This is a genomic window from Amycolatopsis orientalis DSM 40040 = KCTC 9412, assembly GCF_000478275.1.
In the GTDB taxonomy this organism is placed as follows: Bacteria; Actinomycetota; Actinomycetes; order Mycobacteriales; family Pseudonocardiaceae; genus Amycolatopsis; species Amycolatopsis orientalis.
Genome location: NZ_ASJB01000045.1, coordinates 63230 through 82946 on the forward strand (window position 1 = coordinate 63230; position 19717 = coordinate 82946).

The following is a 19717-nucleotide window of genomic DNA, read 5'->3' on the forward strand; positions in this document are numbered from 1 at the left end:
GGCTAAGCTATTTACTGCTACCGGCGGTAACAGGTAAATAAAGACGTTCGCGCCGACGGCCGACGTCGTTCGGCATCGGCTCCAGTTCCCCCGTCGCGATGAACCCGAGCCGCAGGTACAGCCGCCGCGCCCGGTCGTTGTCCTCCGCGACGTGCAACCACACCTCACGGGCGCCGTCGGCCTCGGCGGCCGCACGCACCTCTCCCATCAGCCTCGCGGCCAGCCCCTGACCTCGCGCTTCGGGGGCGACCCACATCGAATAGAGGATCCAGCTCCCGTCGCGCGCCCGCCCGGCGACCAGGCCGACCGGGCGATCGGCGTCGAAGGCGGCGAACCAGGCGTCCCCGTCCAGCCTCGCTAGCCATTCTTCGTCGGGCTGCTCCCGTTCGGCCGCGGCGATCGAGCCGTAGTTCTCGGGGGTGTCCGTGAGGGCACGCAAGCGGATCTCACGGAAGACGTCGAGATCTCCGGCGGTCAGCCGTCGCACGAGCACCATCCGGGAAGAATCCCACGGCCACGGCGCCGATGGGGAGCGAATATCGCCGATCGGCCAAGACCGGGATCGGCCGGTCGGCCGATCCGATCCCGCCCGCCGCGGCCCTTCGACCGAAGTGGCGGGCCCCTGGTGATCCATAACGTCGGTGTCATGACGAACGCACAGGTCACCGCCCTGCAGTACGGCTTGATCGGCTTCTTCGCGCTGTGGGCGACGCTGCTGATCCCGCAGCTGATCATCCTGCACGCCCGGCACGGCCAGGTGCGCCTTCGTCCCGTCCTGACCATGGCCGCCGTGCTCCTCTACGGGAGCATGACCTTGGCGGTGACCTTCCTGCCGCTGCCCGGCCCCGGCGCGAAACGGCTGAGCCAGACCGTCCAGCTGAACCCGTTCCAATGGGTCGCCGACATCCACACCGAACTGCTCAAGCACGGTTTGCCCGCCGCCGACTGGTTCACCACCCAGACCTTCCAGCAGGCCACCATGAACGTGCTGCTGTTCGTCCCGCTCGGCTTCTTCGCCAGGACGCTCTGGAAGCGCGGCCTCATCGGCACCACGCTGCTCGGTCTCGCCGCTTCGCTGCTGATCGAGATCACCCAGCTGACCGCGAACTTCGGCACCGCGCCCTACGTCTACCGGATCTTCGACGTCGACGACCTGCTCAACAACACCGGCGGCGCGATGCTCGGCTGGATCGCCGGAGCCCTGCTGCTCAGCCTCGTGCGGAAGCCCGTTCCTTCACCGGTCGAGCAGCCGCTGCGCCGCGAGCGGATCGACTTCGCCCAGGCTCGCTAGCCGCGCCCGCCGCCGCTCGGCCGCGCGCCGCGCGGCCCGCCGGTCTTCCAGTACGACCAGCACCGTGGCCACCAGGAAGATCACCGCGACCAGCCCGAGGATGAGCGAGAGCTGCAAAACTCCTCCTCGAAGACGACCTTGTGCGCGAGATCACAAACTGTACGCAGTTCGTGGTGACTTGGCCACCCCTCGCGACGACGGATCGTGGCGCCGGTCACGCCGGGAGCGCGGCGAACCAGGTCCGGTCCGCGGTGCACCACCGGTCGAAGGTCAACCCGGCGGCGGTCAAGGCGGCGTCCAGCGCGGGGAGCGGCAGACGGCGGCAGGTGAACGGCTGGCTCCACCACCGGTCGCCCGACGAGTACCGGACGACGGCCGACAGCAGATCGCCGTCGCGGACGATCTCGCCGAGCCGGAGATCGACCTCGCCGAGCCGTCCGCCTTGGCCGTCCCGGACCGATTCGAACCACTCCGGCGGATGCCATTCGACGAGCACCCGCCCACCGGGCGAGACATGCCGCCGGGCCGCGGCCAGGAAGGCCGCCCGGACAGCCGCGTCGGCGGTGTTGACCAGGTGACTGCCGAGCAGCACCGCGTCGAAGAGCCGGTCGAGCCGCAGGTCTTCGATCTTCGAACAGACCGTTTCGGCGCGGACGTGGGCGAGCATCTCCGGCGAATCGTCCACCGCGACCACCGGATGACCCAGGTCGAGCAGGGCGTGCGTGAGCCGCCCGCTGCCGCTGCCGAGTTCCAGGATCGACGCGCCGTCCGGAACCGCCGCGTGCACGATCCCGGGCTCGCCGTCCGGCGGCAGCAGCCGGTACACCTCGACCGAACAGCCGTCGGCCGTGAAAGCCCCCTGATCCATACCCGCCAGCGTGCCGGAAACTGGCCGGGTGAGGACACGACCGACCAAGGACCAGCTCGCCGCCGCGTACGGCAAGACCATCGACGACGTCATCGCGCCGGACCTGGACGTGCTGTTCTGCGGGATCAACCCCGGCCTCTACTCGGGCGCGCTCGGCCTGCACTTCGCCCGGCCGGGGAACCGATTCTGGCCCGCCCTGCACCGCGGCGGTTTCACGCCCCGGCAGCTCGACCCCAGTGAGCAGGACGAGCTGATCGGCTACGGACTCGGCATCACCAACGTCGTCGCGCGGACGACGGCGCGGGCCGACGAGCTGTCGCCGGACGAATTCCGCGAAGGCGGGCGGCTACTCACGGCGAAGGTCGCCGAATACCGGCCACGCTGGCTCGCCGTGGTCGGGATCACGGCCTTCCGGACCGCGTTCGGCCTGCCGAAGGCGAAGGTCGGCCCCCAGGACGTCGAGATCGGCGGCGCCCGGGTCTGGGTGCTGCCGAATCCCAGCGGGCTGAACGCGCATTGGACGCCCGCGACGCTCGGGGACGAGTTCGGCCGCCTCCGGGCGGAAGTCCACTCTGAGTAGCGAACGCGCCAACATCTCCCGTCGGCGCGCTCATTCGAGCAAGAGATCCACCAGCAGCGGATACCCAGAGTTTGCTGCGACGATGCGATACATCTATGAGGGGGATACCGCGTCACGTCTCCGGACCTACTGACTCGTAATAGTTACAAGGTGTTATTCCCGTCCGGTCCCGCAGGGGGGACCGGTTGACGAGGGTGACCACGCCGGGGGGCCGTGGGCACCGAATGGACGTCATGTCCTCTTGTCCGGGGATAGCGGGCAGGAAAGCGGAGGGGTCCGTGATGCGAGGCATCGAGCCGAACCGAACGCAGGCCGGGAGGCCTGGCGGTCCGCCACCAGGCGGCAGAGGACTCGGCGTGGCCGCCGTCGATCCGATCCCGATCTTCTGCGAGGGCCTGAGTTCCCTGGTCCACCGCACCCCCGGGCTCCAATGGCTCGGGCACGCGGGCAGCCACCATGCCGCCCTGCAGCTGTGCGAACAGCTCAAACCGGACGTCATCGTGCTGGATTCGGCACTCGACCCGAACTGCCACCTGTCCAGGCTGCTCAGCGGCGGCGATCCGGCGCTGGTCATCATCACGCTGGTCAGGGACACGAATCGGACGCAGCAGTACCTCGCAGCGGCGATCGCGGCAGGAGTGCACGCGATCGTGCCGAGGGCGACCGACGGCCGCCATCTGACCGAGGCGATCCGGCGGGCGCACAGTGACCGCCGCTACATCGATCCGACCTTGGCGGCCCTGACGGCGCGGCCGAAACGCCAGCCCGTGCTCGCCAAGACGGGTGAACCGCCCAAGGCCGCGACCGCCCGCGGCCTGATGCCGCTGTCCCGGCGCGAGTACCAGGTCCTGCAACTGGTGGCCGAAGGGCTGGAGAACTCCGGTATCGCGAAGATCCTGTTCCTCTCCGTCGAAACGGTGAGGACGCACGTCAAGAGCATCTTGCGCAAGCTTTCGGCCCGCGACCGGACACACGCGGTCACCATCGCGTTCCGCGCCGGCATCCTGATCGCCACCCCGGACGACGCGCACACCCCGCCGGAGGCGACCCCGGCCACCACGATCGCCCCGGCCCCCCGCTGAACCCCCTAAGCCCCCCAGATTGCTGATTTCCACATCACAACAGTGGCCATTCACTTGCCGCCGGTTACCCACAGGTAATATCCTGAAGTTACCGGCGAGTAGGGGACGTGTGCCCGGCCGGGGAGCCGAACACATTGGAGTGACGAAATGGGCCACTACAAGAGCAACGTCCGAGACCTGGAGTTCAACCTCTTCGAGGTCCTCGGCGTGCAGGACCGCCTCGGCAAGGGCGTCCTCGCGGAATCCGACGAGGAGACCGCGCGCGGCGTACTGACCGAGCTGAACAAGCTCGCTTCCGGTCCCCTCGCCGACTCGTACGCCGACGCGGACCGCAACCCGCCGGTGTACGACCCGAAGACCTTCTCGGTGAAGATCCCCGAGTCGTTCAAGAAGAGCTACCAGGCGCTGATGGACGGCGAATGGTGGCGGCTGGGCCTGCCGAACGAGCTGGGCGGCTTCGGCCTGCCCCCGACCGTGCAGTGGGCCGCCGCCGAGCTGATCCTCGGCGCCAACGCGCCGCTGTTCATGTACATGGCGGGTCCGAGCTTCGCCGGGATCGTCGACAAGAACGGCACCGAAGAGCAGAAGCAGTGGGCGCAGATCATGATCGATCGCGGCTGGGGCGCGACGATGGTGCTCACCGAGCCCGACGCCGGTTCCGACGTGGGCGCCGGCCGCACCAAGGCCGTCAAGCAGGAGGACGGCTCCTGGCACATCGACGGCGTGAAGCGGTTCATCACCTCGGCCGAGAACGACATGGTCGAGAACATCATGCACCTGGTGCTGGCCCGTCCCGAGGGTCCCGGCATCGAGACCAGGCCCGGCACCAAGGGTCTTTCGCTGTTCCTCGTGCCGAAGTTCCACTTCGACGGCAAGACCGGCGAGCTGGGCGAGCGCAACGGCGCCTTCGTGACCAACGTCGAGCACAAGATGGGCATCAAGGCCTCGACCACCTGTGAGCTGACCTTCGGCCAGCACGGCACCCCCGCCAAGGGCTGGCTGCTCGGCGAGGTGCACGACGGCATCGCGCAGATGTTCCAGGTCATCGAGTACGCCCGCATGATGGTCGGCACCAAGGCCATCGCGACGCTGTCGACCGGTTACCTCAACGCGCTCGAGTACGCCAAGGAGCGCGTCCAGGGCGCCGACCTGCCGAACATGCTCAACAAGACCGCGCCGCGCGTCACGATCACCCACCACCCGGACGTCCGCCGCTCGCTGATGCTGCAGAAGGCGTACGCCGAGGGTCTGCGCGCGGTGTACCTCTACACGGCGTCGTTCCAGGACCAGGTGTGGACCGGCGAGGGCGACGAGGCTTCGCAGAAGGTCGCGCACGGCGTCAACGACCTGCTGCTGCCGATCGTCAAGGGGGTCGGCTCCGAGCGCGCCACCGAGCAGCTCGTGCAGTCGCTGCAGACCCTGGGCGGGTCCGGCTTCCTGCAGGACTACCCGATCGAGCAGTACATCCGTGACGCGAAGATCGACTCGCTGTACGAAGGCACCACGGCCATCCAGTCGCTGGACTTCTTCTTCCGCAAGATCGTCCGCGACAAGGGCGCTTCGCTGGCCTACGTCGCCGGTGAGATCACGAAGACCATCGAGTCGGAGATCGGCAACGGGCGGCTCAAGAACGAGCGCGGTCTGCTCAAGCAGGCGCTCGAGGACACCCAGGGCATGCTCGGCTCGCTGATCGGCTACCTGACCTCGTCGCAGGAGGACCCGCAGAACATCAACAAGGTCGGCCAGCACACGGTCCGCCTGCTGATGTCGGTCGGCGACCTGCTCATCGGCTGGCAGCTCATCAAGCACGCCGAGGTCGCCATCGCCAAGCTCGACGCGGGCGCGTCGGCGAAGGACACCCCGTTCTACGAGGGCAAGATCGCCGTGGCGTCGTTCTTCGCGAAGAGCGTGCTGCCGGAACTGACCGCGCGCCGCGCGATCGTCGAGGCCGCTGACAACAGCCTCATGGAGATCCCCGAAGCCGCTTTCTAAACGGTTTCGTGACGAAAAGCCCTCTCCCTCGCGGAGAGGGCTTTTCTGGTTTCGAGGGGGTATCGCGGGGGCATCTCCGTGCTGAGTCCGCCCACCGGGCGGAGACCTCGGCAAAGGAGTCTCAATGACAGTCACCGGCATCATCACGGCGATCGTGGTCGGTTTGATCCTCGGGGTGCTCGGCAGGTTCTTCGCCCCCGGCAAACAGTCCATCCCGATCTGGCTGACGATCGTGGTGGGTATCGTCGCGGCCCTCATCGGCACGGCGATCGCCCGCGGGCTCGGCTACGCGGACACCAAGGGCTTCGACTGGCTCGAACTGATCACCCAGATCGTCATCGCGGGTATCGGCGTCACCCTGGCCGCGAACCTCTACGGACGCCGGGGTGTCACCCGGTAAGGGGGCTTGAGGCGCGGGAAGGCGGGATCGGTGTCACGGTGGGCCCAACTCGATTCTCCAGCGAAGGAGGAACCATGTTGGGTGGCCTTTGGGGCATCATCACCACGATCGTGGTCGGGCTGATCCTCGGTGTCATCGGCCGGATGCTCGCGTCCGGCGATCAGAAGATCCCGATGTGGCTGACGATCGTCGTCGGCATCATCGCCGCCTTCATCGGCAACTGGCTGGCCGGTGTGTTCGGTGTCCGCGACACCCCGGGTATCGACTGGATCCGGCACGCCTTCCAGGTCGGCGCGGCCGTCGTCGGCGTGATCGCCGCGGCCGCGATCTACGCGAAGGTCAAGGGCGGCGGGCACCGGGCCGTGACCTGAGCCCGCCGGTACATCGCCTACGGTCGGCCCCTGTGACCACTCGACTCGAACTCAGTGGCCAGGGGCTGACCTCCCTGTCCGGCACGACCCTCCCGGCGACGCTGGAGTACCTGGACCTCTACGACAACCGGCTGACGTCCGTTCCCGACGAGCTGTGGTCGCTGTCCGGGCTCCGCGTGCTGAACCTCGCCACCAACCGGCTGACGTCGATCTCGCCTTCGATCGGCGCGCTGCGGCAGCTGCACACGCTGGATCTGGGCCACAACGAGCTTTCCGCGGTGCCCGACGAACTCGCGGAGCTTTCCGGGCTGACGGAATACCTTTATCTGAGCGACAACCGGCTGACCGCGTTCCCCGCCGCGCTGTGCTCGCTCGGGCGGCTGAAGTACCTGGGGTGTACGGACAACCGGATCTCCACACTGCCGGAAGATCTGTCCGGACTGACGTCGTTGCGTGAACTTCGCTTGTACGGCAACGGGTTGACCGAACTGCCGGAGTCGCTGGGGACGCTTTCCTCGTTGCGCGAACTGCATCTGCGGAAGAACCGGCTGACGTCGTTGCCGGAGTCCATCGGGGAGCTGAGCGAATTGCGTCAGCTGGACCTGCGCGAGAACCGGCTCACCACACTGCCGGATTCGCTCGTCCGGCTGTCCAAATTGGACAAACTGGATCTGCGATGGAACAAGGAACTCCGGGAGCCGTCGTGGCTCGCGGACTTCGAAGCCCTCGGCTGCATGGTGCTGCGCTGAGCCCTACTCGGGCCGGGCGGGCCCGTTCGGCCCGGCGATCGCGCCGAGCTGGGTGAGTCCGTCCAGGACGTCGGTGCAGGTCCAGTACTCGACGAACCTGCCGTCGGCGGCACGGAGGATGTCGTGGCCGCTGAACGCGACCTCGGTGCCGGCCGGCGCGGTGGCACCGGGAAGGCCACCGGCATAGGTGGCGCGCATGGTCCACCTCGCCGAAACCAGGTCACCGTCGACGATCGGGCCGAGGTCCACGCTGATCGAGATGTCGCCGAAGGCCGCCCGCGTCTGCTCGATCTCGGGGAGCAGCCGCGCCGGGCCGGTGGTGGCCTCCGAATCGCTGCCGTCGGGCCGCGCCTGATGCACGACGAAAGCCGGGTCGAGGATGTCCTCGGCGTGACTGAAATCGCCGCGCCACAGCTCGGACCAACGGGCGTACAGCTCGCGAAGGTCGGCGTCGGGCAAAGTGTCCATGAGGGAACTCCTGTCATCACTGGTATCTGCGCCACGCAGTATCTGCGTCATGCAGGTACCTTAGGAATGGATGTCGACCGTGTCAAACGAGAAGCACGCGGAACTGCTGGCGGCCGTCACCGTGGCCGCACGGCGGCACTACGTCGCCTACACCCTGTTCAACCAGGCTCTTGCGCACCGGCTCGGCCTGCATCCGACCGATCTGCAGTGCCTGGGCCTGCTCGAACTCGAAGCCGAACCCCTGTCCACCGGTGAGATCGCGAAGCTGATCGGCCTCACCTCGGGTTCGGCGACCCGCCTGGTGGACAGGCTGGAGAAGGCGGGTTTCATCGCCCGGGTACCGGATCCGCTGGACCGACGGAAGGCGCTCGTCTCACTGGCGGCCCGGCGCGCGGACGAGGTGGCCACGGCCTGGGAGGAGCCCGGCAGCGCGTTCGCGGAGGTTCTCGCGGACTTCGACGACGGCGAACTCGCCGTGATCGAGCGGTACCTGCGGCGGACGACGGAGGTCGGCACCGAACAGGCCGAACGACTGTCGAAGCGCTGAGCCTCAGGCGCAGATGACCGCCGTCCGCGGCGAGTAGGTCGCGTTGCGGGTCTCGCGGCGGACCTCGGTGCCGGAGATGACGTCGATGAGCACGCGGGTGTCGGAGGTGCTGAAGCCGGCGGCCCCGGGGTCCGGCACGCATCCGGGGCCCGAGCCGATCCGCACCGGCTGCGGGACGAAAGAGTGCCGTTCGCCGCCGGCGCTCTGGACCGAGAACCGTTTCGTACCCCAGATCCGCACGGTCACCGAGCCGTTGGCGGGGATGACCTGGATGGCGATCCCGGTCGGCGCGTCGTTGACGATCTGCATCTCGACCGGCGAGCCGTCGTCGTTGACGGCCTTCACGTCGCGCGCGACCGGGTAGCGGTCGAGGTAGTGGTCATGCTCCAGATGCCCGCCGTCGGCCAGTCCCGCCAGGTATGCCGCGTTGTAGAGCGTCGTCGCGAGCTGGGAGACACCGCCGCCGACCACGACCGGGCCGGTGCCGTCTTCGCTCGCCGGGGCGGGCACGTAGCCCGCGTCCGCCGTCCTCGCCCCGGACCGCGCGCCGAGGCTGAAGGTCTCGCTCGGCTTCACGATGGTCCCGGAGACCCGGGTGGCCAGCGCCTGCGTGTTCGTCATCGCCGGACCGCTCAGGCCGGACGTGGTGAACTCGCCGATGATCTCGTTGATGCCGAGGACCTTCGCCGCGTCGGTGCTGACGGCGGGGCTGCTGGCGTCGTAGACCGCCTTCAGTTCCCGCTCTTCGCTCTTCGCGAGTACCGAGGTCAGCGCGGAGAAGGTGAGGTCCCAGTTGACCTTCCGCGCGTCCTTCGACGGCTGTACCGCCGGCCGGTCGTCGACGAAGACGATCTGCGCGTCCGCGCCGTCGGTCTCGGTCTCCTTCAGCTGCGGCTGCGCCGCGGCCCGGAGCTTGCCCTGGTCGATGCGGACTTCGAGATTGCCGTCGTCACGCGCGGCGAACTGGAAGGACCCCGCGATCACGTCCGGTTTCAGGGTCGCGTCCTTGCCCTCGCCGCGGATCAGCAGCGGTTTCGCCACGGCAGGGACTACGACGCCGTCGAGCGCCGCGTGTACTCCCGCCGAGCTCGCCTTCACCGGCGCGACGTTCACCTTCAGCTCGACGCCGTCGTCGCTCAGCCAGCGGTCGGTGACCGCGGTGACCGCCGCCTTGACGTCGGTGAGCGTCTGACCGGCCCGCGGTTCGACCGCGACCGGACGGACCCCGCCGTCGCCGCCCGCGATGGGCTGGAAACCGATGGTCCCCTCGACCGGCGGGCGGTTCAGTTTCGCGGCGGCGAGGTCGGAAACGGCCTTTTCCAGCTTCGGCGCGTCGATCCAGGTGACGACACCGACCTCACGGCTGCTGAAGAACGACATCAGCCGCGTGTACGGGCTCAACGGCTGATGACCGGCGCGGCCCAGTGTCTGCGGCCAGTCCAGGCCGAGGCCGGACGACGCGGGCTGCAGCTCGGTGCGCACGTCCCCGGCGCGGACGCGCACCGGCCGGATCAGCCTCGGCTCCAGCTCACGGCGGAGCTTCGACTCGGCCTCCTTGTGCGTGAGGCCGCCGACGTCGATCCCGGCGACGGTGACGCCGCGCGGCACGTCCCCGGCGCTGACGATCAGGTCCACCGCGTACGCGAGCACGAACAGGCCCATGAGCACCCCGGCGGTCATGAAGGCCTTGCCGAGGGCCCTCCGGAACTTCGACGCGGGCGTCGGCGGCGGATGCACCACCCTGTCGCCCTCGAAGAGCTCGTCTACCAGGTCTTCGTCGTTTTCCGTCGCCGGGAGGAGTTCGTCGGTGAACAGGTCGGTGCCCGGCTCGTCGTGATCATCGCGTACCAACCCTCACCACCTCTCCCAGCGGCTGGAGTTACAGGTACAACCCCGTACCGTGCTCCGTCCGCTCGGTCGCCACCGCGTGGATGTCGCGCTCGCGCATCACCAGGTGCCCCTCGCCCTGGATCTCGACCTCGTGCTGGTCGTCGGGATTGAACAGCACGCGATCGCCGGTCTTGACGTTCCGCACACTGTTGCCCACGCCCAGTACATCACCCCAGGCGAGCCGCCGCGCGACCTGCGCGGTGGCGGGGATGACGATGCCGCCGGAGCTCCGGCGCTCGCCGTCCTCGGGGGACAGCTTCACGAGCACCCGGTCCTGCAGCATCTGAATCTCGAGTTTCGGCCCATCTGACACGTAGACGACTCTACTTACCCGGATCCCCGGCCATGACCAGGCTCAGCACGGTTTCTCCACCGTTTTCGAACCGCACGGGCACTCCCCAGTCCTGCCGGGTGATACGGCAGGCGGGATGCTCGCCCCCGTCGTCGCAGCTCGCTGCCTGCGCGACGATCTGCAACACGCCTTCGGTGACTCCGGGGGCGAAGCGGAGCTTGCGGAACAGGTCGGTGCCCACCCCCGCGCCGTCGGCGAGGAGTTCCGGCGGCGACGAGCTGATCTCCAGCCGCGTCGAGGGGCCGTAGCGGTCGTCGAGCTTCTCCCCGGGCGGCGGGGTGAAGACGACGGAGAACTCCAGCTCACCCGGCGCCAGCACGGTCGGCGGGCGGCGGACCGCGTGCGCGTCCCCGGCGACGGACCGCTCGCCGAGCGGCACCGGCCCGATCCGGCTCCCGGCGGACTCGACGACCAGCAGTGAGCCGTCGTGCACCAGCAGGCCGGAGGGTTCGGCGAGACCGGTCGCGAGCGTGGTCACCTCGCGCGTGAGCGGGTCGTAGCGGCGGACGGCGCCGTTGTAGGTGTCGGCGATCGCGATGGTGTCGCCGGGCAGCACGGCGAGGCCGAGCGGATGCTGCAGGAGCGCCTGGTCGGCGGGGCCGTCGACGTGGCCGAAGGAGAACAGGTCGACGCCGACCGCGGTGTGCACGGTGAACGTCTCGTCCTCGGGCTGGATCCAGCGCAGCGCCGACGTCTCGGCGTCCGCGAGCCACAGTCGCCTGCCGTCGGGCGTGAGGCCGGACGTCTGCGCGAAGAACGCTTCGTGGACGTCGCCGTCCTTCAGCCCTTCGACGGTCGTACCGGCGAAGCGGCGGATGGTGCCCGAGACCGGCTCGAACACGCTCAGCGTGTGGTTGCCCGCCATGGCGACCACGACTCCGCCCGCGGGGCCCCACCAAGCCACGTCCCATGGGCTGGTGAGGTCGATGTCGAGCGCCTTGCCGGTGTCGACGCCGTCGCGCCACTGGCGGCCGGTACCGGCGACGGTGGTGACCTCGCCGGTGATCAGGTCGATACCGCGCAGCCGGTGGCCGGCGGTGTCGGCGACGACGGCGTGGTAGCCCGCGCGCTCGGCGACCTCGTACGGCAACAGCGTGATCCCGGACGGCTCGGTGAAACTCGCCAGGTCGAACGGCCCGTCCTGCGCGCCGCGGGCGCCACTGCCGAAGCGGCGGATGATCGTCTCACCGTCGGAAGCGAACTCGACGATGGAGTGGTTGCCGGTGTCGGCGACCAGGATCCGGCCCTCGGCGGTGGTGACGGCCTTGCTCGGGAAGCGCAGCTCGGTGCGCTGCTCCTCGGCCGGGACGTACGGGCTTCCGCCGCGGCGGAGCGTGCCCTTGGCCTCATGGGTCGTGACGAGGTCGGCGATCACGCGGCGCAATGCTTCGCCGTGCCCTTCACCGGCGGCGACGTGCACGACGTAGCCCTCGGGGTCCACGACGACCAGCGTCGGCCAGGCCTTGACCGCGTACTGGGACCAGGTGGTCATCCGCGGGTCGTTGAGCACCGGATGGTGCACCTCGTAGCGCCGCACCGCCGCCTCGATCGCGGCCGCCTCGCCCTCGTGCAGGAACTTCGGCGAATGCACGCCGATGGTCACCAGGACGTCGGCGAACTCGGCCTCCAGGGGGCGCAGCTCGTCGAGGACGTGCAGGCAGTTGATACAGCCGCTGGTCCAGAAGTCCAGCAGGACGACACGGCCGCGCAGCCCGGCGAGCGTGAGCCGCTCGCCGCCGGTGTTGAGCCAGACGTCACCGGCGAGCTCGGGCGCCCGCACGCGGGACTGCGTTTGTGGAGAAGTCACGACAAGAGTGAACTACACCCGGCGCCGCTCTGTTCCGGGCTCCGCGCGTTGAGAGGGCGAGCTCACCCCAGGGGAGGAGGCTCATGTGGGTGATGAGGGCCGGCGTGGGAGCGGCGTTAAAAGAGAAGGCGCCACCGCGTTGCGCGACTTAGGCTCGAACACATGTCCACAGTTGAGCACGCCTTCACCCTCAAGGAGGCACATGACCTCCAGGCGAGCTTGGCCGAACCCGTGCGCCCCGGGTTGAGCGAGGCCGAGCTCGACGACGTCGAAGCACGTTTCGGCTTCCGATTCGCCGCGGACCACCGGACCTTCCTCTCCGCCGGGGTGCCGATCGGCGACCGCTGGCCGGATTGGCGCTGCGGCAACCCCGAACAGCTGCGGAAACGGCTGGATTGGCCGGTCGACGGGGTGCTCTACGACATCGAGCACAACGGCTTCTGGCTGACCGGCTGGGGTATGCGGCCGCTCGACCTGGCCGACGCGCTGGCCAGGGCCCGTGAGCACCTCGCGCGGGTGCCTCAGCTGGTGCCGGTCTGCGGGCACCGGTATCTGCCCGGGATAGCCGGGAGTTCGGGCTATCCGGTCTTTTCGGTGTATCAGACCGACATCATCTATTACGGCTACGACCTGCGGGGATACCTGCAGCATGACTTCGGCGGCCGGCCGCTGGGCCCACCGCCGCCGGGCGGCCCGCGGCACGTCGAGTTCTGGTCGCACTTCGTGGAGTGAGGCGCCCGCCCCCACCGCATTTCGTCCTCTGGATGCGGTAGTTGCGCGCGCAAGTACCGCATCCGGAGGACGAAATGCGGGTGGTTGGTGGGGGTCAGGACTCGGCGGCGGCCTTCAGCCGGGCCAGGGTCGCCGCGATGTTCGCCCGGTTGGCGTCGTCCCGGTTCCAGACCCCGGTGAACAGCGACGTCGGGCCGCGGAGCCAGCCCGGCCGCCGGTCCCACGTGCTCTCGACGGCCACACAGCCGTCACCGGTGGACTCGATGTCGTACTGCCAGCGCGCGACGGGAAGCCCGGCGAAGGTGGTCACCTCGAACGCGAACCGCTTGCCCTCGTCGGCGTCGGTGATCGTCGAAAGCGTGCTCCACCGGCGGATCCCGTGGCGGTTGCGGCCACGGAACTTCGCGCCGACGGCGGCGGCCTTCGCATCACCGACCCAGCGGTGCCCCTCGTACTCTTCGGCCATTCCCGCGAGCGCGCCCGGGTCACTGACCAGGGCGTACACCTTCTCGGGTGGAGCGGCGATGGCGATCTTGCCGGTGGCGCTGGGTTCTGTCATGACATACCTCCGTACTGAGGGTATGTGAAATACCCTCAGTTGTCCCGGCGGAGCATGCGACTGATACCGGCGGCGACCGTCGTGGCCAGTACCCAGCCCGACGCGGTGAACCCGGCCGCGACCCAGTTGTCCACGCCGTGCATGTACCAGCGCGACTTGTTCCCGAAGTCGACGATGGGGACCAGGAGATCGACCGTGTACAGCACCGGGTTCCACTGCAGCCCGGTGTCGTCCTGGTTGACCAGGCACCGCGGCCCGCTCACGGTGAGCTTGGGATTGGTGACGCAGTCGTCCATCCCGAGCCCGAACCACAGGCTCCCCAGCACGAGCAACGTCAGCAACCAGCCGAGTGCCCGCACCGGGCGGAAGCCGTAGCCGACCATCGACCGCTGCAGCCAGCTCCACACGTGCACGCCGGGACCGAAGAACTTGAAGCCCTTCGCGAGCGCCTCGTACCGGAACTGCTGTTTCTTCAGCATCACCGTGGAGGCGTGCTCTTCGTTACCGGACGCGCGCAGCGTCGCCGCCAGCTGGTCGTAAGGTCCCGGCCGGTAGCCGTCCATCGCCTTGCGCAGCAACACGATCCGATGGTCGATCGCGCGGTCGTCGTCGAGGGCGATGTCCTCCTGGAGCGCGTCGTACCGGAAGTCCTCCAGCTCGATCCCCGCCGCCGACGCCCAGAATGCCTCGTTGTCGCCCAGCGTGCCGCAATGCGCGCGCCGCAACACGATCCGGCCGTCCGGGGGCGTGGCCGGGGTGAGCAGGAACTCGTCGGCCGAAACGTCACTGCCGTCGAGCGCGATCCCGTGCTGCGGCAGAGAACCGAGCCGCGCGCCGCGGAAATCGACTCGCCGCGCGATCTGGGCGCCGTCGAGGTTGACCCCGCCCTGCGCGATGAACGGGCGCTCCTTGTTCTCGGTGAGGACGAGGTCCCGGCCGATCCGCGCGGTGCGGACGTCCAGCGAGTAACTGGTGTTCGTCCGTGCGCCGGGCTCGGTCAAACTGGTACCGAAGAGGTTCACGCTGCCGCCGACCTCCGCACCCTGCAACCGCAGGGTCCCTTGCACGGTCGCGTCAGTGAGCTGGAAGTTCCCGGCGATCTTCGCGCGCCGCGCGGAGAAGACGTCGCGGCGCGGGTGCAGGAACATCGAGTTCCAGGCGAGGACGTTGCCGCCGACGGTGATGTCGGCCATGCGCAACTGTCCCGACGGCACCCGCAGACTCGTCGCCTCGATGTCGCCGCCGATCGTCGTCCCGTCGAGATGGATCGCCCGGTCGTAGTACGGCGTGCTCTGCCCGCGCACGACCTGGACCTCGGCCCCGGCCAACCGCAGCGATCCGCCGATCCGCGCGTTGACCATCCGCAGCGTCCCGGTCGCCTGCATGCCGTCGCTCAGTTCGAGATTTCCGTTGACCGTCAGGCGATCCGCGACCAACGCCGGCCGCGGGTCGATGTATGGATCGTTCGACTTCCAGGCACCCACGACGATCGGCCCGGACTGGTTCACCGAAAGCCGGGCCTCACGCATGATGATGTCACTGTCCACAGTGGCGCTCGGCAGGAACATGATCCCACTGGCGGAGAAGCGTTTCCGCTGCGCCGCGGGCCCGTAGTTGTCCACCTCGCAGAGCAGGCTGCCGCCGATGTGGATCCCGTTCCCGTTGAGGGCGAAGCCGTCCCGGTTGTTGAGCGTCGCGCCCGAAAAGTTGACGTTACCGCCGGCCCGCATACCCGGGATGCGGACTTCCCCGTTGGCCACCAACCGGTACGCGAGCAGCGCGCCGACGATGTTGACCCGGTCGGCCTGGATCGCCTTCCCCCGCGGATGGGTGATCACCGTGCGGGTCAGCACGACCGACCCCTCGATGACCGCGTCCGTGAGGTTGACCGCCGCGTTCGGCATCCCGCGCTCACGATCGTCGCCGCGCTGGACCGTGGTCTCCTCGATCTCGTGCTCGCCGTCGACGTGCACGACACTGCGGATGAGGCGGACGTCGTTGCGGGTGCGGAGGTTCCGCGCCTTGAGCCCGGGCAGCCAGCACTTGCGGAACACGAGTCCCAGCAGATGCGCCTCGCGGACGTCCGGCGGATGCTCGAACCGGCACCGCTCGAACCGGAACAGATACTTGAGGTCCGCCGCGCGCAGATCGAGCGTCCCGGTGATGTAGGCGTCCTCGATCTGCACGATCGGCGCGTTGGTCGCCTGGCGGCGCCAGCGGAGCAGACCGGTCGTCCCCGGCTTCATCAACTCGGAAGCCGGGACCTCGTACCGCTTGTCGGGGTTCGGGTCGAACGGATCGAGCGGCGGCAGGGCGGCGTCGCCGTTCGTCTCACCCTCCCCAGGATCGCGCGGCCCGTTGTTGCGCCGAAAGCCCGGCATCGTCTCGCTTCCCTCCCCCGTCGTTCCCCGGCCATCAGCGAAGCCGATCATGCCCTGGATTCGCAAGGGGCCCAAGGTCAGTAGACCGGAACCTGCCAGGAATCAGGACGGCAGAACGGCCCTCGGGGTTACAGACCTGGGCGTTCGCATTCGTCGTGGTGATCTTCGTCGGACTTGTCACTGAGCGGGCGGCTCGCTGCTACGGTCACTCACCGAAGTCAGAGGTGGACTACGGGTAGGTCGCGCCCTTCGCGGCCCGTGCGGGGAGGCACGACATGACCAAGACGACGACCGAAGTCCTGGTGGCCGGGGCGGTGGCGCTGGCGGTAGTGATCAGCGGATGCAGTGACCGGAATTCAGGCGTTTCCGTGCCGACGAGTGCGCCTTCGACAGTCGGGGTACCGGCCGTGACGGACCCGATAAGCAACACGGCGAAAGCCGAGGCTGATCCCTGCGGGGTCCTTTCCGCCGCGGAGATCGAGTCCATCGGCGGCAAGGTCAAGAGAACCCGCACTGAGGATTTGACGACGGGCGTCGCTTGCACCTGGGTCTTCGAAGTGTCCCCCACCACTGTCAGCGCGGGCCTGGTCACCGGCAACAAGAACGGTCTGCGTTCGTTGTACGAATCGAACGCGACCGGCGGCCTCACCACGTTCAGACCGGTGGAGCCGATAAATGGCCATCCGGCCGTCGTCTACGCCAACGGAGGCGAAGGCCAAGGGACCTGCACTCTGGCCGTCGGCATTCGGGATGACCTCGTGTACACCATCATCCCCAGGCTTAGCAGCGATCATCCCTCTTTCGCCGATCCCTGCGGAATGGCGACCAAGGTCGCCGCCGCGGCGATCAAGAATCTCAAGAAGTCCTGATCAGGCGATCACATCGACCTGCGGCCATACCTGTCCAAATGAAGATCAAAGAGCCCTCGACGCACTCCGCCAGATGGGGAAGGCCGACTGATGCACCACGCTAGGAAACTCCTGTCGATCGCCGCAGTAGGCGCCGTCGTACTCGCCGGTGGTTGCAGCGACCAGAAGACGGCAACCCCGGCCTCGCCCGCACCGTCCTCCGCCCGCCTTCCGACAAACGGAGCGCCCGCGGTGATGAACCCGATCCTGAACACCTCGCAGGCCGAAACGGACCCGTGCAGCACGGTGACCACCGCTCAGATCGAAGAGATCGGCGGAAAGGTCGAGCGGTCCGAGCAGGAACAGATGACCATGGGTAAGGCCTGTGCGTGGATCTTCGCAAAGGGGGCGAATACTGTGAGTGCCGGGCTTGTTGCCGGCAACAAGCCCGGTCTTAGCTCTCTCTACGCGCAAAACGCGACTAGCGGCTTGACCACGTTCAAACCGGTCGAACAGGTCGTCGGCTATCCGGCCGTCGTTTATGCGAACGGCGGCGAAGGCCCGGGGACCTGCACGCTCGCCGTCGGCGTCCGCGATGACCTCGTCTACACCACCATTCCGCGACTCGGCAGCGACCACCCTTCGTACTCCGATCCCTGTGGTCTGGCGACCAAGGTCGCCGCCGCGGCGATCGAAAATCTCAAGAAGTCCTGATCAGCGGACCAGAAATGACAGGTCGCGCAGCCAACCGGCCGCGACTTCGCCCCCGAGTAGCCATGGACCAACGGCAGGACGAGGCCGTACTGGAGGCGATTCGGCAAACCGGAAAGGCTGTTTGATGCGCCGGAGTACCCATTTCCTGTCCGTGACCGTCGCAGCCGTAATGGTCCTCGCAGATGGCTGCAGCGATCAGAAGTCCGGGAGCCCCATACCGGCGCCGTCGCCGGCGACAGCCTCGACACAGCTTCCGAGGGACGGCGCTCCCGCGGTTCCCGAACCGATCAAGAACACGGCGGGGGCGGAGACGGATCCATGTACCGCGGTGAAGACCTCGCAGATCGAAGAACTCGGAGGAAAAGTCGAAAAGACCGTGACCGACGACGGTGCACTCGGCAAGAACTGCGGTTGGATTTTCGAAGAGGGCCCCAGCAATGTCAACGCCGGACTCGTCGTCGGCAACAAGGAAGGACTGAGCAGCCTCTACGCAAAGAAGGCACACGGCGACTTCGTCACTTTCAAGCCGATCGACCCGATTGAGGGCTATCCCGCCGTCATTTACGGCACCACTGGCGGCCGTGAGGGCTTCTGCAACTTGGCTGTCGGTCTTCGCGATGACCTCGTGTACACCATCGTTCCCCAGCTCTATGCGGGCAACCCCATGCTCTCCGATCCCTGTGGTTTGGCGGCCAGAGTCGCGGCTGCCGCGATCAAGAACTTCAAGCTGGCCTAGCAGCGGCGAGGTCTTCACCAGCTCAATCCCGACCGTGCGACGACGTGCCCCTCTTCCAGACCGGGCGAAAAGGCCGATCGGGACAAAAGCAAGCCGATCCCCCATCTTTCGATGGCGATCTTCCGCGAAGGGGCTGATCGGCGGTTTACCTGCTGCTATCGTCACCGATTGGAGTCAGTGGGGAACTACGGGTAGGTCGCGCCCGATCGCGGCCCGTGCGGGGAGGCACGTCATGACACGACCGGGAAGCGGCCCTCAGGGGATCTACGAGCAGGTGGGCTCGACGGCGCCGCAGGCACCACCGCCGCCGGGCTCGGGGTTGATCCCGGGTGCCGCCGCGGCACCGCCCCCGCCACCGCCGCCGAACTACGGCGAGCTGGGCAGCGGGCAGGCGAAGGCCGACTTCGCCGCCGCGTCGGCGAACGGCGGCTGGGAATTCGACCCGGCGGCCATGGACAAGGTGATCAAGTCCCTAGAGGACTGCTTGGAAAGCGACTTCCGAAAGGCACGGCGCGAAGCCGACGTACTGAACCAGATTCAGCCCCCTGGTCACGAGGTCGGCAGCGAGGGGTACACCGCCGCCGCGAACAACTCCGGAGCCGCTTATCAGGCGTTCATGCAGGGGGCGTGGGAATACACGAACTCGTACCTGGACACTCTGAAGCAAATCCGGACTGCCTATCAAAATCAAGATGAGGCAGCCATCGACGCACTCCGCCAGATCGGGAAGGCCGACTGATGCACCACGCTAGGAAGCTCCTGTCGATCGCCGCAGTAGGCGCCGTCGTACTCACCGGTGGATGCAGCGACCAGAAGACGGGAACCCCGACGTCGGCCGCCACACCCGCACCGTCCTCCGCCCGCCTCCCGGCAAACGGAGCGCCGAGGGTGACGAACCCGATCCTGAACACCTCGCAGGCCGAATCGGACCCGTGCAGCACGGTGACCACCGCTCAGATCGAAGAGATCGGCGGAAAGGTCGAGAAGACGGAAATCGATGACGGGACCTTCGGGAAGAGCTGCGGATGGATCTTCGAAGAAGGCCCCAGTAGCGTGACCGCAGGCCTCCTGCCGGGCAACAAGGACGGACTGAGCAGTCTCTATGCAAAACACGCGCAGGGCGGGCTTTCCACCTTCACGCCGGTTGACTCGATCGAAGGCTACCCAGGCGTCATCTATGACAACGGCGGAGAAGGCAAGGGGCGGTGCGTACTCGCCGTGGGTGTGCGTGACGACCTCACCTACACGGTCACCCCGCTCCTCGCCACCGGTAATCCCATGCTGTCGGATCCATGCGGATTGGCCACCAAAGTCGCGTCCGCAGCGATCAAGAAGCTCAAAGGAGCTTAG

The 19717-nt window shown here is 67.8% G+C and carries 23 protein-coding genes; 14 read left to right on the forward strand and 9 right to left on the reverse strand.

Features of this window, described 5'->3' with window-relative positions; translation table 11 throughout:
• Positions 1-7 precede the first annotated feature (7 nt).
• Positions 8-496, reverse strand: a complete 489-nt coding sequence (locus L324_RS14300; protein WP_037307272.1) for a GNAT family N-acetyltransferase — start codon at positions 494-496, stop codon at positions 8-10.
• Between the two features lie 150 nt (positions 497-646).
• Here L324_RS14300 and L324_RS14305 point away from each other — a divergent pair, with 150 nt between their 5' ends.
• On the forward strand, positions 647-1291 hold the full coding sequence (locus tag L324_RS14305) for a VanZ family protein (RefSeq protein WP_037307576.1): 645 nt from the start codon (positions 647-649) through the stop codon (positions 1289-1291).
• On the opposite strand, the gene L324_RS43085 is transcribed toward L324_RS14305, so the two are convergent.
• Positions 1235-1408, reverse strand: coding sequence for a hypothetical protein (locus L324_RS43085; protein ID WP_162835863.1), 174 nt, complete (start codon positions 1406-1408; stop codon positions 1235-1237). The two genes, L324_RS14305 and L324_RS43085, sit on opposite strands and share 57 nt — an antisense overlap.
• 97 nt (positions 1409-1505) lie before the next feature.
• Positions 1506-2159 carry a class I SAM-dependent methyltransferase gene (locus L324_RS14310; RefSeq protein WP_037307273.1) on the reverse strand — a complete coding sequence of 218 codons (654 nt, stop codon included), beginning with the start codon at positions 2157-2159 and terminating at the stop codon, positions 1506-1508.
• A 28-nt stretch (positions 2160-2187) separates the two neighbouring features.
• Here L324_RS14310 and mug point away from each other — a divergent pair, with 28 nt between their 5' ends.
• The 6 genes from mug (at position 2188) to L324_RS14340 (ending at position 7333) form a co-directional block, all read left to right on the forward strand.
• Positions 2188-2739, forward strand: a complete 552-nt coding sequence (gene mug / locus L324_RS14315) for a G/U mismatch-specific DNA glycosylase (RefSeq protein ID WP_037307275.1) — start codon at positions 2188-2190, stop codon at positions 2737-2739.
• 281 nt (positions 2740-3020) lie between these two features.
• On the forward strand, positions 3021-3821 hold the full coding sequence (locus L324_RS14320; protein ID WP_037307277.1) for a response regulator transcription factor: 801 nt from the start codon (positions 3021-3023) through the stop codon (positions 3819-3821).
• Positions 3822-3968: 147 nt separating this feature from the next.
• Entirely contained in the window at positions 3969-5813 is a 1845-nt protein-coding gene (locus tag L324_RS14325; protein ID WP_037307279.1) for an acyl-CoA dehydrogenase, read from the forward strand.
• A 124-nt stretch (positions 5814-5937) separates the two neighbouring features.
• Complete coding sequence (locus L324_RS14330; RefSeq protein WP_037307281.1) at positions 5938-6213, forward strand: GlsB/YeaQ/YmgE family stress response membrane protein; 276 nt, start codon at positions 5938-5940, stop codon at positions 6211-6213.
• 74 nt (positions 6214-6287) lie between these two features.
• Complete coding sequence (locus L324_RS14335; RefSeq protein ID WP_037307283.1) at positions 6288-6584, forward strand: GlsB/YeaQ/YmgE family stress response membrane protein; 297 nt, start codon at positions 6288-6290, stop codon at positions 6582-6584.
• Between the two features lie 32 nt (positions 6585-6616).
• Entirely contained in the window at positions 6617-7333 is a 717-nt protein-coding gene (locus tag L324_RS14340) for a leucine-rich repeat domain-containing protein (protein WP_037307285.1), read from the forward strand.
• A gap of 3 nt (positions 7334-7336) precedes the next feature.
• Here the strand turns inward: L324_RS14340 and L324_RS14345 are convergent, their stop codons facing one another.
• On the reverse strand, positions 7337-7801 hold the full coding sequence (locus L324_RS14345) for an ester cyclase (RefSeq protein ID WP_037307287.1): 465 nt from the start codon (positions 7799-7801) through the stop codon (positions 7337-7339).
• A gap of 70 nt (positions 7802-7871) precedes the next feature.
• On the opposite strand from L324_RS14345, the gene L324_RS14350 reads away from it, so the two are divergent.
• Complete coding sequence (locus tag L324_RS14350) at positions 7872-8348, forward strand: MarR family winged helix-turn-helix transcriptional regulator (RefSeq protein WP_037307289.1); 477 nt, start codon at positions 7872-7874, stop codon at positions 8346-8348.
• Between the two features lie 3 nt (positions 8349-8351).
• Here the strand turns inward: L324_RS14350 and L324_RS14355 are convergent, their stop codons facing one another.
• Genes L324_RS14355 through L324_RS14365 form a run of 3 tightly spaced genes read right to left on the reverse strand, consistent with a single transcriptional unit; the run spans position 8352 to position 12370 of the window.
• Positions 8352-10199 (reverse strand): VanW family protein, encoded by a 1848-nt coding sequence (locus L324_RS14355; protein ID WP_037307290.1) that lies wholly within the window; start codon positions 10197-10199, stop codon positions 8352-8354.
• 28 nt (positions 10200-10227) lie between these two features.
• On the reverse strand, positions 10228-10521 hold the full coding sequence (locus tag L324_RS14360; RefSeq protein WP_007032412.1) for a GroES family chaperonin: 294 nt from the start codon (positions 10519-10521) through the stop codon (positions 10228-10230).
• Between the two features lie 40 nt (positions 10522-10561).
• The gene (locus L324_RS14365) at positions 10562-12370 is read right to left on the reverse strand and encodes an NHL domain-containing thioredoxin family protein (RefSeq protein WP_037307293.1); all 1809 of its coding nucleotides are present in this window, start codon (positions 12368-12370) and stop codon (positions 10562-10564) included.
• Positions 12371-12559: 189 nt separating this feature from the next.
• On the opposite strand from L324_RS14365, the gene L324_RS14370 reads away from it, so the two are divergent.
• Positions 12560-13129: a hypothetical protein gene (locus tag L324_RS14370; protein WP_037307295.1), complete on the forward strand. Its 570-nt coding sequence runs from the start codon at positions 12560-12562 to the stop codon at positions 13127-13129.
• Positions 13130-13223: 94 nt separating this feature from the next.
• Here the strand turns inward: L324_RS14370 and L324_RS14375 are convergent, their stop codons facing one another.
• Positions 13224-13688: an SRPBCC family protein gene (locus L324_RS14375; RefSeq protein ID WP_037307297.1), complete on the reverse strand. Its 465-nt coding sequence runs from the start codon at positions 13686-13688 to the stop codon at positions 13224-13226.
• 35 nt (positions 13689-13723) lie between these two features.
• Positions 13724-16069 carry a hypothetical protein gene (locus tag L324_RS14380; RefSeq protein ID WP_037307299.1) on the reverse strand — a complete coding sequence of 782 codons (2346 nt, stop codon included), beginning with the start codon at positions 16067-16069 and terminating at the stop codon, positions 13724-13726.
• 275 nt (positions 16070-16344) lie between these two features.
• Between L324_RS14380 and L324_RS14385 the strand changes: the two genes are divergently transcribed.
• The 5 genes from L324_RS14385 (at position 16345) to L324_RS14405 (ending at position 19717) form a co-directional block, all read left to right on the forward strand.
• Positions 16345-16938 carry a DUF3558 domain-containing protein gene (locus L324_RS14385; RefSeq protein WP_037307301.1) on the forward strand — a complete coding sequence of 198 codons (594 nt, stop codon included), beginning with the start codon at positions 16345-16347 and terminating at the stop codon, positions 16936-16938.
• A gap of 90 nt (positions 16939-17028) precedes the next feature.
• The gene (locus L324_RS14390) at positions 17029-17631 is read left to right on the forward strand and encodes a DUF3558 domain-containing protein (RefSeq protein ID WP_037307303.1); all 603 of its coding nucleotides are present in this window, start codon (positions 17029-17031) and stop codon (positions 17629-17631) included.
• Positions 17632-17782: 151 nt separating this feature from the next.
• Entirely contained in the window at positions 17783-18367 is a 585-nt protein-coding gene (locus L324_RS14395; RefSeq protein ID WP_235783536.1) for a DUF3558 domain-containing protein, read from the forward strand.
• Between the two features lie 232 nt (positions 18368-18599).
• The gene (locus L324_RS14400; protein WP_037307307.1) at positions 18600-19106 is read left to right on the forward strand and encodes a hypothetical protein; all 507 of its coding nucleotides are present in this window, start codon (positions 18600-18602) and stop codon (positions 19104-19106) included.
• Positions 19106-19717, forward strand: coding sequence for a DUF3558 domain-containing protein (locus tag L324_RS14405; RefSeq protein WP_037307309.1), 612 nt, complete (start codon positions 19106-19108; stop codon positions 19715-19717). The genes L324_RS14400 and L324_RS14405 overlap by 1 nt, the downstream gene beginning before the upstream one ends.

Coding starts and splice junctions, on each gene's coding strand:
- L324_RS14350 (WP_037307289.1), top strand. CDS start 7,872: ATGTCGACCGTGTCAAACGAGAAGCACGCGGAACTGCTGGCGGCCGTC.
- L324_RS14360 (WP_007032412.1), bottom strand. CDS start 10,521: ATGCTGCAGGACCGGGTGCTCGTGAAGCTGTCCCCCGAGGACGGCGAG.
- L324_RS14400 (WP_037307307.1), top strand. CDS start 18,600: ATGACACGACCGGGAAGCGGCCCTCAGGGGATCTACGAGCAGGTGGGC.
- L324_RS14305 (WP_037307576.1), top strand. CDS start 647: ATGACGAACGCACAGGTCACCGCCCTGCAGTACGGCTTGATCGGCTTC.
- L324_RS14370 (WP_037307295.1), top strand. CDS start 12,560: ATGTCCACAGTTGAGCACGCCTTCACCCTCAAGGAGGCACATGACCTC.
- L324_RS14330 (WP_037307281.1), top strand. CDS start 5,938: ATGACAGTCACCGGCATCATCACGGCGATCGTGGTCGGTTTGATCCTC.
- L324_RS14390 (WP_037307303.1), top strand. CDS start 17,029: ATGCACCACGCTAGGAAACTCCTGTCGATCGCCGCAGTAGGCGCCGTC.
- L324_RS14405 (WP_037307309.1), top strand. CDS start 19,106: ATGCACCACGCTAGGAAGCTCCTGTCGATCGCCGCAGTAGGCGCCGTC.
- L324_RS14375 (WP_037307297.1), bottom strand. CDS start 13,688: ATGACAGAACCCAGCGCCACCGGCAAGATCGCCATCGCCGCTCCACCC.
- L324_RS14335 (WP_037307283.1), top strand. CDS start 6,288: ATGTTGGGTGGCCTTTGGGGCATCATCACCACGATCGTGGTCGGGCTG.
- L324_RS14380 (WP_037307299.1), bottom strand. CDS start 16,069: ATGCCGGGCTTTCGGCGCAACAACGGGCCGCGCGATCCTGGGGAGGGT.
- L324_RS14385 (WP_037307301.1), top strand. CDS start 16,345: ATGACCAAGACGACGACCGAAGTCCTGGTGGCCGGGGCGGTGGCGCTG.
- L324_RS14320 (WP_037307277.1), top strand. CDS start 3,021: ATGCGAGGCATCGAGCCGAACCGAACGCAGGCCGGGAGGCCTGGCGGT.
- L324_RS14325 (WP_037307279.1), top strand. CDS start 3,969: ATGGGCCACTACAAGAGCAACGTCCGAGACCTGGAGTTCAACCTCTTC.
- L324_RS14345 (WP_037307287.1), bottom strand. CDS start 7,801: ATGGACACTTTGCCCGACGCCGACCTTCGCGAGCTGTACGCCCGTTGG.
- L324_RS14310 (WP_037307273.1), bottom strand. CDS start 2,159: ATGGATCAGGGGGCTTTCACGGCCGACGGCTGTTCGGTCGAGGTGTAC.
- L324_RS14300 (WP_037307272.1), bottom strand. CDS start 496: ATGGTGCTCGTGCGACGGCTGACCGCCGGAGATCTCGACGTCTTCCGT.